10 protein-coding genes are annotated in these 12,563 nt (G+C 44.7%); 4 read left to right on the top strand and 6 right to left on the bottom strand.

Annotation, left to right across the window (positions count from 1 at the left end):
* Positions 1-9: 9 nt before the first annotated feature.
* The 3 genes from HUU58_08905 to HUU58_08895 all read right to left on the bottom strand — a co-directional run bounded on the left by HUU58_08905 (position 10) and on the right by HUU58_08895 (position 4,239).
* Positions 10-2,184 carry an ABC transporter permease subunit gene (locus tag HUU58_08905; GenBank protein ID NUN45789.1) on the bottom strand — a complete coding sequence of 725 codons (2,175 nt, stop codon included), beginning with the start codon at positions 2,182-2,184 and terminating at the stop codon, positions 10-12.
* Entirely contained in the window at positions 2,181-3,110 is a 930-nt protein-coding gene (locus HUU58_08900; GenBank protein NUN45788.1) for a TerC family protein, read from the bottom strand. Before HUU58_08900 ends, HUU58_08905 begins: the two co-directional genes overlap by 4 nt.
* Positions 3,111-3,195: 85 nt before the next feature.
* Positions 3,196-4,239: a phosphate ABC transporter substrate-binding protein gene (locus HUU58_08895; protein ID NUN45787.1), complete on the bottom strand. Its 1,044-nt coding sequence runs from the start codon at positions 4,237-4,239 to the stop codon at positions 3,196-3,198.
* A gap of 350 nt (positions 4,240-4,589) precedes the next feature.
* Between HUU58_08895 and HUU58_08890 the strand changes: the two genes are divergently transcribed.
* From HUU58_08890 to msrA, 4 genes are all read left to right on the top strand, one after another.
* Positions 4,590-5,669 (top strand): hypothetical protein, encoded by a 1,080-nt coding sequence (locus HUU58_08890; protein NUN45786.1) that lies wholly within the window; start codon positions 4,590-4,592, stop codon positions 5,667-5,669.
* 133 nt (positions 5,670-5,802) lie between these two features.
* Complete coding sequence (locus tag HUU58_08885) at positions 5,803-6,132, top strand: carboxymuconolactone decarboxylase family protein (GenBank protein NUN45785.1); 330 nt, start codon at positions 5,803-5,805, stop codon at positions 6,130-6,132.
* A 104-nt stretch (positions 6,133-6,236) separates the two neighbouring features.
* Positions 6,237-6,491, top strand: a complete 255-nt coding sequence (locus tag HUU58_08880) for a thioredoxin family protein (protein ID NUN45784.1) — start codon at positions 6,237-6,239, stop codon at positions 6,489-6,491.
* Between the two features lie 140 nt (positions 6,492-6,631).
* Positions 6,632-7,288, top strand: coding sequence for a peptide-methionine (S)-S-oxide reductase MsrA (gene msrA / locus HUU58_08875; protein ID NUN45783.1), 657 nt, complete (start codon positions 6,632-6,634; stop codon positions 7,286-7,288).
* A gap of 82 nt (positions 7,289-7,370) precedes the next feature.
* Here msrA and HUU58_08870 read toward each other — a convergent pair whose 3' ends face one another.
* The 3 genes from HUU58_08870 to HUU58_08860 all read right to left on the bottom strand — a co-directional run bounded on the left by HUU58_08870 (position 7,371) and on the right by HUU58_08860 (position 12,556).
* Complete coding sequence (locus tag HUU58_08870; GenBank protein ID NUN45782.1) at positions 7,371-10,175, bottom strand: TonB-dependent receptor; 2,805 nt, start codon at positions 10,173-10,175, stop codon at positions 7,371-7,373.
* Positions 10,176-10,334: 159 nt separating this feature from the next.
* Positions 10,335-11,462, bottom strand: a complete 1,128-nt coding sequence (locus HUU58_08865; GenBank protein NUN45781.1) for a glycosyltransferase — start codon at positions 11,460-11,462, stop codon at positions 10,335-10,337.
* Positions 11,459-12,556 carry a glycosyltransferase family 9 protein gene (locus HUU58_08860; GenBank protein ID NUN45780.1) on the bottom strand — a complete coding sequence of 366 codons (1,098 nt, stop codon included), beginning with the start codon at positions 12,554-12,556 and terminating at the stop codon, positions 11,459-11,461. Before HUU58_08860 ends, HUU58_08865 begins: the two co-directional genes overlap by 4 nt.
* Between the last annotated feature and the right edge of the window lie 7 nt (positions 12,557-12,563).

Below are 12,563 nucleotides of genomic sequence, written 5' to 3'. Positions count from 1 at the left end.
ATTATTCCGTTACATGGATGCATATTTTTTTCGCAAACGCTGACGCACTATTTCCGCCAGCGTATTGACCACAAACGTGATCACAAATAACAACAAACCGGATAAAAAGAGTACGCGGTACAGTGTTCCACCCTCAGGCGCTTCTGGGATTTCAACGGCGATATTGGCGGAAAGCGTACGCATCCCGTTAAAAATGCTCCAGTCCATAATGGGGGTATTGCCGGTCGCCATGAGTACGATCATCGTTTCACCGACCGCACGACCAAAACCGATCATCACGGCGGAAAAAATGGCCGCACTGGCCGCGGGTAACACCACTTTGATCGCCGTCTGCCAACGCGTCGCACCCAATGCCAATGAAGCGCTGGTCAAATGTTTAGGTACGCTGGAGAGTGCATCTTCGGTAATCGTAAAAATAATCGGCATCACCGCAAACGCCATCGCTATGCCGATAATGATCGAATTACGTTGATCGTAGCGGATACCGAGCGTTTGATAAAGCCAGTTTTGCACATCACCGCCAAGCATGTTGGTTTCAATCCAATAACCGACCATGTAGCCGATCCAAATGGAAATCGCCAAGACAGGCAACATCAAAAATACTTCATAGCCGTGACGAAACGGATTCGTCCATTTTTTGGGCAGCTTATCAAACAACAATACAAACAGAATGATCAACAATGGCAGAAGCGTTATCACGGCGATAAATTCGATCAGCACATTTTTGAGCAACGGCGCAAGCCATAAACCTGCGATAAAGCCGATGACGACACTAGGCAATGCCGCCATAATTTCCACGGTCGGTTTGACGATCGTACGAATGCGAGGATGAGCAAATTGCGAGGTATACAACGCGCCCAGGATAGCCAATGGCGCCGCAAAAAGCATCGCATACAAGGTTGCCTTGAGTGTACCAAAAATCAACGGTATCAGACTGAATTTGGGTTCAAAATCATCCGTGCCGCCGGTAGATTGCCAAGTATAACCCGGCGCATCATAACTCTCGTACCATACTTCGCCGAAGAGCGTTTGCCAATTGCTTTCCGGATGCGGATTATGCAATGCAAAATTTTCAACTCTGCCTTCGCCGCTCAGGAAAACTAACCCGTCGGCCTTGGGTGCATAACTCAACTGCGACGGCGCGTACGATAACTTATGTTCTACCAGCAACCGATTGCTGGTTGAATGAAACAGTTTGAATACACCGCGGCCATCGGCGGTTACAAAACATTTATTGCGCCAGGAAGCCGTGATGGCTTGTATCGAAGATTCGTGCCGATCAAAATCACGGATGCGTGCAAAATTTTTGCTGCCGTCGGTATGCTTGACTTCCATCCATCCCGAGACACGCCCTTCTTCATCTCCGACGATCAAACTGATATCGCCGATCAGATACGCCAGCGCTGTCACCGCAATTCCGTTTTGAGCGGTAGCCGCCACGGATTCGATCCGCGTCGGCGCATTGGTTTCGCGTATATCCCAACGTTCCATGTGCCCGTCTTCCAATCCCAATACGATTTCTTCGCGCAATGGATTGATAGCCATTGAGCGGATCACCGCATCGGTCACGACGAGTGACGGCACCGTGTCTGATGATTTGTAGTAATAAGCCGTATTCTCTTTCGCCACGGCAACATACGCATCCGAAGCCGTTACGGCGTAGGAAATACCACGGACCGGCGTTTTGGTTTTTGAAGACGTTCGTACGGAGAGGATATGAAGTTCGGGAATGATGGAACGATGATCACCGGTGAACTGCGAAGAAAATTTTATCTCCGCTTCGATGATACGACCTTGATCCGTCACACAGGCGATACGATGCGATGCAAAAGCTTCCATCGCATGGATTATGTGTTCATCCTTATGCAATGGGATGTGAAACGTTTGCAGTTCTTTTTGATCAGAGGTACGCATGAAACGCACGGCACCGCTATCGGTGAGAGCAAATAGAATTTCGCGCTGCTCCTCCTGACCGATCAGCTTGATTGCACTTTTATCATTGGTATCTTGGGCTAATTCGATCGCCGACACTGTTGACAATTCAGCGCCGGACCAAAGCGGCAACGCCTGTTTGATGATAAAACCCATCATACCTAAAATGATCACGATCAGCGCAAATCCGCCCGCGGCAATGATGCCGCTTGCTAAGCGATCATAAATATGTCGCCGGTTCAAAAAATTCATGATTTTTCCGTTTTAGATTTTGCGGGAATCAGCAGTGACAATATTACGGAAACCGAAAGTATAGAAGCGACCACCGCTAAGGCGATGACGACCGGTATCTTGTAAAAATCAACGATGGTCATTTTCACGCCGACAAAAATGAGTACTAACGCCAAACCGAGCTTGAGTAAGTGAAATTTTTCAATCACACTGGCAAGGGCGAAATACAGCGAGCGTAAACCCAAAATCGCAAACACATTGGACGTGTACACGATGAAAGGGTCGGTGGTGATCGCAAAAATCGCGGGAATCGAATCCACGGCAAAAATCAAATCGGTGAATTCGACAATCAACAACACGACAAAAAGCGGCGTGGCCCATGTTTTGGCATCTTTTTTTACAAAAAAACGATCGCCTTCAAAACTCGGTGTTACGGACATGAATTTTTTAAAAAACCGTACAACCGGATTGGATTCCGGGTGAATTTCCATTTCTTTCTGCACAAGCATTTTGATACCTGTGATGATCAGAAAACCTCCGAAAATGTATATGATCCAATGGAATTCGGAGATCAAGGCCGCGCCGACAGCGATCAGAATGGCGCGCATAATAAGCGCACCGATGATGCCCCAGAACAGCACTTTATGTTGATATTCGGCGGGCACCGCGAAGTATGAAAAAATCAGTACAAAAACGAAAATATTATCCACGCTCAGCGATTTTTCGATGACGTAACCCGTCAAAAACTGCATCGCGGCTTCAGAACCCATGTAGTGATACACGCCGATATTAAAAACCATCGCCAGCGTGATCCACACACCGCTCCAAATCAGCGCTTCTTTCATGCCGACGGAATGGGATTTTTTATGAAATATCCCGAGATCAAGCGCCAACATGAGCAGAACAAACACATTGAAACCGATCCACATCAACACTTCGTTTGACATTGTAGTACGAGCTTTCGGTTAGGTTATAACATACCGACGGAAATCTGACATGCGGGCAGACTTCCGTCGGGAAAATTAGGTGCGATTATTTTTTCTTTTCAACTAATTCCAGTTGTTGTTTGACTACATCGGCGGTTAACGGCATATAACCGTCCTTGACTACCACTTCTTGACCTTCTTTGCTAAGAATAAATTTCAAAAATTCTTTCGTCAGCGGATCCATATCCTTCGTGGGATGTTTGGCAACATATACATACAGATAACGGCTGAGCGGATATTTTCCGGATTTCACATTGTCGTAGGATTCGCCGACAAATTCCGATTTATCATCTTTGGCCACGGGAATGGCGCGCACTTCGCTGGTAGTATAACCGATGCCGCTGTAACCGATCGCGTATTTATCGCTTCCCACACCTTGCACGACCGAAGCCGAACCCGGCTGCTCTTTGACTTGATCTTTGAAATCGCCTTTGAAAAGCGCATGATCTTTAAAATATCCGTAAGTACCGGAAGCCGAATTACGGCCATACAAACTGATCGGTTTATCTTTCCATTCCCCTTCAAGGCCGAGTTGACCCCAGGTCACGACATCTTCTTTGGCGCCGCCTTTACGTGTTTTTGAAAAAATCGCATCCACCTGTTGCAGCGTCAGACCTTTGATAGGGTTGTCTTTGTGAACATACACCGCTAAGCCGTCATACGACGTTGCGATACCTGTAGGTTTGTAACCGTATTTTTTTTCAAACTTATCTTCTTCTTCTTTTTTCATCGGGCGCGACATCGGACCAAGTTGGGCCGTGCCTTCGATCAAAGCCGGAGGCGCCGTGCTGGAGCCCTTGCCTTCGATCTGCACATTGACGCTAGGATAAAATTTCTTAAACGCTTCCGCCCAAAACGTCATGAGGTTATTCATCGTATCGGAACCGATACTATTCACGTTGCCTGAAACACCGGATGTTTTGGCATAAGCCGCAATACCTTCATCCACTTTGACGGCTGTCGAAGCGGCAACAGCTGTTGTTGTTTTGGAAGGATCCACCGTTTCGTTTTTGATTTCTTTTTTCTTATCACCGCACGCACCGAGCATCATCATCCCGGCAAAAACAGCGGAGGCTAATAACTGCTGCATGTGTTTCATACTTTCTCCTGATCGTTTATTAAATTCATGTTTCTGTTTCGATATAATAATGCAGCAATCTATAGTTGGCTTGTTTTCTAAAGATTATTCAATTGTTATGAAATTGTTATATAAAAGATATAAATAATATTGTTTTTTCTATACTTATATTAATAAGTAGCATATATTTATTTCAGATTTATTTATCTGAAATAGGATTTTTGTCATATTATAAGCTTAACAAATCCATAATATTTGTATCATATCGGGGTAATGTATTGGAATTATTTTATCGAAAATTTGCATGTATTTTGAACCCGCAGTTTTCAATCAACTGCTATTTAATCAGGAGAAAGAAAGAGATGAAAAAAATGTTTTTACTGCTCGCCTTGTGCGTAGCGACGGCCTCGATTGCACAGGACCAACCCGCCGGCAAAGTCCACGGTTATGTATTTGGCGATTATTATTATAAGATGGGCGGCGACAAAGCAAAAGCTCAAAGCAATACACAGTACTCCGACCCGGCGTTACGAAAAAAAAGCGCTTTTCAATTACGTCGTATGTATCTGTATTATGAACATGATTTAAGTTCTAATTTCCACGCCACATTTTTACTTGAAGGAAACGATAAAGCCATGGAGTGGGCCGAAGACACATCAAAAGCTCAAGTGCCTGGGCGCCATTCTGTTTTTATCAAACTCGCTAACTTAGAATGGAAAGATTATATTAAAGATCACTCCATCGCGATCGGTTTGATCCCAACAGCAACATGGTCGTTATCTGAAAAATATTGGGGTTACCGAGCAATCGAAAAAACTATTACAGACTATCGTGGATTGGGTGGCGCATCCGATATTGGTATTGTAGCGAGAGGAAAATTTCTTGATGACGGAATGCTCGGCTATACATTATCTGTCGTCAATGGAAACGGTCAAAAACCGGAAAATAATAAATCCAGAAAGTATATCGGATCATTAAGCGTTAAACCCATCAAATCTGTTATAACAGAAATTTATGCCGATTATGAAGGATCCATCACCGATCCGAAAAAATACAACAAAGTGGATAGCCGTAATACTCTAAAAGGACTTGTTGCTTATCAGAGCGAAATGGCTACAGCCGGCTTGGAAGTTATTCAGCAAACACAGAAATTGACAGACACAACGGATGTAAAACCGTTCGGTTTTTCCATATTTGCTTCTGCTCCGGTGATCAAAGAAAAGCTCAACACATTTGTACGCTATGATTCATATAATCCAAACACCGAAATATCCAAAACCGGGTTCAATGAATATTTCTTTACTGCAGGTTTGGATTATATGCCGATCAAAAATGTTCACTTCATGCCCAATATTTGGATCAACGGTTTCTCGGCCAAAAAAGGCAGTTCCCGTGACGCCGATGTGGTAGCGCGTTTGACATTTTTTTATGTGTATAAATAGTTTTTTATAACGCCCTTATGAAGGGATGTCCCGGATTGCGAAATCAATTTGGGACATCCCTTTTTTTATTAATTTTTTTTGAGTAAACTCATGGCGTGAATAATCTGTGATCCATATTTGAAAGTAAGTACCCATGAAAACGAATAAAAAAAAGCAGATCCCGAAAAATTATCAGAATTTTGTCAAAGACTATCCGCGTGTAGCTAAAGCGTATGAGGAACTTGGCGATGCCGTGCATCATGCCGGACCTCTGGATACCAAAACACGTGCACTGATCAAATTGGCTATTTCCGCAGCCAGTCGCCAAGAAGGCGCCGTCCATTCGCATGTGCGCAAAGCCCTTACAGCCGGCGCTTCACCGGAGGAAATGCGTCACGTAATCATGCTTACGCTTCCCACCATCGGATTTCCCGGTATGATGGCGGCGATGAGCTGGGTCAACGATATCATCGGTTCAAAATAGAATTTAAAACACCTGACTTCGGTCAATCGCCATCCTGACTCTCCGCATTGCCATCACGATGCTATTCGTCGTATTATTTTTTAATAGACGAAGGAGGTCTCATCATGATGCGCATTCAGATTGCCGGACCGGGATGTATCAACTGCACCAAACTCGAAGATATGTGCCGTGAAGCGATACACGCTTATCACGTGGATGCTCAGATCGAACGCATTACCGAGAGGCAGGACTACAGCCGCCTTGGCGTTTTTGCGACGCCGGGCTTGCTCATCAATGGGCACATCATCAGCACCGGTCGCATGCCGGCTTATCTTACGGTCGAAAAATGGATCAAATCTGCGGAAGATTGGTCTTCTTAAACGATTTGATAAATAATTTCACTTCAAGGTTTGTGACGACGATCACAAACCTTTTTTATTTTGTGTTATTTTGACGCCATGAGGGAATAGATGACGATTGTCACCGTTGTATTACACGGCAATAACATGAAAGGAAATCTATGAGTTTATACTCTTTATTGAGTATGTTGTTTATCATCGGTTGCAGTAAAGAACATGATAATTCAACCGAAATTTTACGTTCAACCATGAGGAAGGAACCTATGATAACTAATCAAGCGGCGGTAGATACTGCGACATTTGGCGCCGGTTGCTTTTGGTGCGTGGAAGCAGTATTTCAGCGAACCAAAGGTGTATTGTCCGTCAAGTCCGGTTATAGCGGAGGGCATGTGGACAACCCGACATATCAACAAGTCTGCAACGGTAATACCGGCCATGCGGAAGTCATCCAATTGACATTTGATCCTAAAACCGTTTCGTTTGTCGAATTGCTTGAAGTTTTTTTCGGCACCCACGATCCGACCACGCTCAACCGTCAAGGCGCGGATGAAGGAACGCAGTATCGCTCTGCTATTTTTTATCACAGTGATGATCAGCGCCGTTTCGCCGAGGACATCAAACAAAAATTAGATGCATCCGGCGCATTCAAAAGCCCCATCGTAACCGAAATTTCGGCGTTTAAGAAATTTTATTCCGCGGAAGATTATCATCAAAATTATTTCAATGATAACGGCAATGCGCCGTACTGCGCGTACGTGATCAAACCAAAACTGGAAAAATTCAGGAAGGTTTTTAAAGATAAGTTGAAATCGGAATAGCCAATTACAAAAGAAAATCTGCTATAAAGACTGTCTGACAGATATCAGATAGTCTTTTTTTTGAGCCACTGGAATCCGTAAATTAAAAAGTATATTCCGCACCCAATTTGCCCCACCACGAATAATATTCCTGCTGGCGTAACCGTTTACGGGAACCGACGTACTCACGATACGGTTCATTGGTCAGGTTGTTGAGCTCAAGGTAAATACGAATATGTTTGGTCAATTTCTGGGAAGCGGAAATATCCAACTGCAAATGCCGATCCACGTACGTATCAAAATCCGTATCTACCGAATCGGAAACCGTTAACACATAAGGCCCGCTATAATTCCACGCTACGCGCGCGGCAAATCCTTTTTTCTCGTAAGTCAAAGCAAAATTGCCCACATGATTAGGCTGACCCGGCAACGTATTTTTATTACCCGGCCTTTGCGGATAGTAGGCTTGCGAATGCGTATAGGCATAGTTCAAATAAATGCCAAGCCCGTCAAAATTGGGAGGTAAAAAAGTAAATGTTTGCTGCCAATTAAATTCAGCGCCAAAAAGTTTAGCCGCTTTACCATTTTGTTTTTGATTCACGATCCACGGGACACCGTCTTGAATATTCGTGCTATCAATATATTGCCGTTGATAAATGAAGTCATCGATATATTTATAGTATACTCCGCCGGCTATAATTCCCGCATTCTGAAAATAGTAATCGGCAGACAAATCAAAATTCCATGAAGTCGTGGGGCGGAGGTATGTATTGCCCCTTGCGATAGTTAAATTTTGATAATCAAAGACTTCGTAGGGAATAAGATCAAAATAATCAGCTCTAAAAATAGCCCGACTGATCGCACCGCGCATAACAAACCTATCCGACATCGAATACTTTATGTTGACCGACGGAAACAATTGATAATATTCATGTTTACCGTTTAGGCTTATCGTATCGATCGGATAACCGGCAGGATGAAGTGTGTCAGGATACCCTTGTTGTGTAGATCGAATCCTGTTTCCGTTTTGCACCACCTTTATACCGTCGTAATCAATGTAGGTTTTTTCCATACGCACGCCTGCTAAAAATTCCCAAGAACCGGAATATATTTTTGACAGTCCATAAACGGCGACAATTTTTTCAGCCGCTTTGTAGTTTGTAATAAAATTATTATCGGCCGAATACGCTGCGCTATTCTGCAAGTTGACTGTGTCGGCCCAACGCCGAATGAGCGAAGGATCCGCTGACGTGCCGAATCGGTATCGCGAATAAAGAAAATTTATGTCTTCATCCGATTCCGCAAAAAAATTCATGAATGGTGGAGCATTGGGATTCGCTATCGTTGCACGATTGTGTTCATCATTCCGTTCTTTTGCCTTGGACCTCACTTTTGCACCGGACTGGACATAATCGCCGTTCGACAATATTCTCAAAGACTTGCGAATATTCAGCTCAGCAATACGATCCCATTCCGTAATGTCGTATTCTTGCACTTCAAAGTTCTTAAGTTTGAAAAGGGCCGGGTCATAAGGATCGCCGGAAAGAAACGCGAACTTTGGAAATTGACGGTTCGTCATGTCGTATTTAAGATTGACATCCGTCTGACGGGTGGTGAAATCAAAGCGATCCGGAATCGCTTCTGTTGCGCGCGATAAAGCGGCACTGTATGTCCAGTCCATATCTGCCCACTGTGCGTGACCACTCATCTGAAAACTCGTAAGGCTTCGGGTCAACGCCCAATCTTTGGTCTCTCTCTCTACGACGGCCGAATCCATAGTTACCGATGAATCCGACACAAATTTAAAACGTCGTGCACGAACGGCAGCAGAACCTTCGCTCAGTTTAATTCGCAAACGACGACGTATCTCGTCATCTCTAAAATAATTATGTACGGCCCCAAAGTGTATATCGCTCGTTTCCGAAAAACGATAATCGGTCGCGGCATTGAAGCTTAACCTTTTCCGTATTGCATTATAGTCTCTGAGTTCAAATTCATTCATGAAGTAGTGATTTTTACCATTGAAAGCGCGTTCACCCCAAACGCGTTCCATGTCATCGGAATTGCGATGCGTGTAATAACCCATCGCATTGACAAACACGCCCAACCTTTTTTCTTCCCCGAAACGGTTGCCGTAGGTTATATCAAAATTGGCCAGAGGTTTGCCTTCAAGCATATTACGACCTGTTCCGGCGGACACTTGCCACATTTGTTGATCAAAATCCAACGCATTTTTTGTAACCAGATTGATCGCACCGGCGACGGCATCGGCATCCATGTCCGGCGTGAGCGTTTTGGAAACTTCAATACGGGATACCATGCTCGAAGAAATTACATCCAAACTAACCTGGCGAATATCGCCCTCCGGCGAAGGCACCGGTTGACCGTTAATTTTGACAGACGAATATTTAGGTTCTAATCCGCGTAAAAAAACATAACGCCCTTCGCCTTGATCACGCAGTACGGCTACGCCCGGCATGCGTTGCAAAGCCTCGGAAATATTGGGGTCCGGAAAAAGTTTGATAATCTCCGACGAAGTAACAACTTGCTGATTGTCTGCATTTTTTTGAAGATTTAATGCTTTCGCTTGACCTTCGCGCATACCATACACTTCACTACCGGACAATTCGATACTGCCGGCCTTAAGCAAAATTTCCATCTTAGTATGATCACCGGCAGCTACAGTGATTTCTTTTTCGTAAGTTGTATAGCCGAGATATGAAACTTTGAGTGTGTATGACCCCGATGCAATACCGCTGATACGAAAACGTCCCTCCCTATCGGATACGGCACCCAAAGAAGTACCTGCCAATTTCAAATACGCGCCGATCATCGGTTCGCGCGTATCGCTATCCCGCACAATACCGCTAAGAGAAGCCGCCGACTGCGAATAAACCGCGGACTGCACCAGAAATAGAAAAATCCAAAGAAAAGCGAAATTCTTTGAAAAAGTATACATATGGATCGAACCGATTAGATTAAGGGGTATATTCTAAATCTTAATTTCAGAACGGAGTGAAAAGTAACTTATATAATTTGATTTTTCAATTTCTATTTTAAGTTCACGCTATCCGGAAACCTGCGCATATAGCTTTTCTATCGCGACTGCAAATCCTTGCCATGAATACTCCGCACGCCGACCAGCTATCGCTTGTGACATGGCTTCATAATATCCCTTATCAAAATAGTCTGAAATTGCTGCTGCTATGGATTCCGGTTCTGCTTGCGGAATGATCGCACCTGTCTGACCGCCGGACACCATTTCCGATAAACCACCGACATCGGTAACTAATACGGGCAGGTGATAATGATACGCGATTTGCACAATGCCGCTCTGAGTTGCGGAACGGTAAGGCAATACACAGCACTGTGCCGCGGAAAAAAACAACGGCACTTCGGCATCGTCAACATAACGGGTAAACAGTGAAATGCGATTTTGTAACCCTAATTCATTGATCAAAGCCTGATATTTATCGAAGCTTCCATACACTTCGCCGGCTATGATCAGATGATGCGATTCACTCAATCGCGCAACGGAACGGATCAAAAGATCTAGTCCTTTGTAATCGCGGATAAAACCAAAAAAAAGAATAGTTTTTTTGTTTTTCGGAATACCCAGCTTCGCACACGCTTCATCACGGGCGATAGCCGGACCGTAATGATCGTACAGCGGGTGCGCTTTGAGCGTGTATCGTGCGTCAGGCATCAATGCCAATAAATCCTGTTCGACCGTTTTGCTCATCGCAACGAAGCCGCTATTGCGACGGAGAAAATAACGAATCAATGCCATGTCCCCCGGTCGCTTTTCATGCGGGATAACATTATCAAGCACGGTTATCACTTTGGTGCCGCGTCGGCGAAGATAACCCGCCACATAACCTAACGATGGTGCAAAAAATGGCATCCAAAACTTCATCACCAGCATATCCGGAGCAAACGCGGCTAATTCTAATGCCGTGCGACGATACGAGAGTGGATTGACGGTATCCAATAGCGCACGGGACGGTATCGGATCGGCGTGATCATCGGGAGTTACGTATTGGCTTTTGCCGGGAAAAAGAAGATCGGGATATTGACGCGTAAAGGTAAAAGCCTGAACAGTGTGTTGTTTTTCAAACGTGCGGTACAGCGATGCATTAAACTGAGCAATCCCGCCGCGAAAGGGATAAAACGTGGACAGATAAGCAATTTTCATGCTTTGCGGTCTTTCAGTCGAACAATCGCCTGATATACCGAATCTACAGGAATATCAAGCATGCAGTGATGCGTGCGGGAACAGGTATTGCCGAAATAACAATCGCACCCGGTAGCCGGCTGAACCATGATACCGTTATCGTACAATTCGAATTCATGCGGATTAAAAATATTATTAAAAAGTACCAGCGGTACCCGCGTTGCGATCGCAATGTGCATCATCATGGAAACCGCTGTCAGCACTACATCACAGCGAGAAGACAACGCGATAAATTCCTGCAATGTAAATGTTCCCGGATAATACGCACCGGTCATTTTAGCGTAGTTTTTGTTCATCGCATCTTCTGCAGGCCCGCCCAGAAGCAGAGGAAAAAAACCATTCATCTGAAGAATCTGGATCAATTCGACCCAATACGCCTCCGGCCACAATCGCGTGAGCCATCGGTCTCCACAACCGGTATTGAGTCCGATGATTTTTTTGCCCTGCGCGGCACGTAAAACCGGATCGGCTACAGAAAGATATTTGTTATCCACATCTAAAATATAGGGCTCACGTTCAAACGTAAGCCCGCATATTTCAAAAATCTCTTCGAGGTAATTTTTAGTATTGGCGCGCGAGATGCTGTCAAAAGCGCCGGTAATAAACTTATGTTCTGCCAGCGGATTTTCTGCCGCCGCATGCCCGTCTTTCAGGCCAAAACCGAATTTTTCTTTGGCGTGCACATCGTTGAGCAAAGCGCAGGCTTCGATATCTTTATCTAAGTTGATTGCGATGTCAAAGTGTTGATGACTTAACGCATACACGGATTTGAAATCAAATTTGTAAACTTTGTCCACGATCGAAGAGGGTACGACCTCGGGTGTGTGCGTGATCCAAGATACATGGCAATTGGGGAACATTTTATGATAACGCACCACAAGCGGCGTCGTACGAATGACATCACCGATAGCGCCCAGTTTGATGATAAGTATGCGACGCGAAATCGGTTGATACTGATCGCAGGTATTACAAATTTTGCCGTGCAATTTATTAGGTTTACACGGAATATCACCGCGGAAAAAGCGGCAATCAAATTTGATTTCGGAGTACTTCATAGATTAG

It is taken from the genome of bacterium, from assembly GCA_013360215.1.
In the GTDB taxonomy this organism is placed as follows: domain Bacteria; phylum CLD3; class CLD3; order SB21; family SB21; genus JABWCP01.
This window is presented reverse-complemented; position numbering and strand designations above follow the sequence as displayed.

Excerpts from the sequence above, each read along its gene's own strand:
- HUU58_08905 (NUN45789.1), bottom strand. The coding sequence starts at position 2,184 with ATGAATTTTTTGAACCGGCGACATATTTATGATCGCTTAGCAAGCGGC.
- HUU58_08900 (NUN45788.1), bottom strand. The coding sequence starts at position 3,110 with ATGTCAAACGAAGTGTTGATGTGGATCGGTTTCAATGTGTTTGTTCTG.
- HUU58_08895 (NUN45787.1), bottom strand. The coding sequence starts at position 4,239 with ATGCAGCAGTTATTAGCCTCCGCTGTTTTTGCCGGGATGATGATGCTC.
- HUU58_08890 (NUN45786.1), top strand. The coding sequence starts at position 4,590 with ATGAAAAAAATGTTTTTACTGCTCGCCTTGTGCGTAGCGACGGCCTCG.
- HUU58_08885 (NUN45785.1), top strand. The coding sequence starts at position 5,803 with ATGAAAACGAATAAAAAAAAGCAGATCCCGAAAAATTATCAGAATTTT.
- HUU58_08880 (NUN45784.1), top strand. The coding sequence starts at position 6,237 with ATGATGCGCATTCAGATTGCCGGACCGGGATGTATCAACTGCACCAAA.
- msrA (NUN45783.1), top strand. The coding sequence starts at position 6,632 with ATGAGTTTATACTCTTTATTGAGTATGTTGTTTATCATCGGTTGCAGT.
- HUU58_08865 (NUN45781.1), bottom strand. The coding sequence starts at position 11,462 with ATGAAAATTGCTTATCTGTCCACGTTTTATCCCTTTCGCGGCGGGATT.
- HUU58_08860 (NUN45780.1), bottom strand. The coding sequence starts at position 12,556 with ATGAAGTACTCCGAAATCAAATTTGATTGCCGCTTTTTCCGCGGTGAT.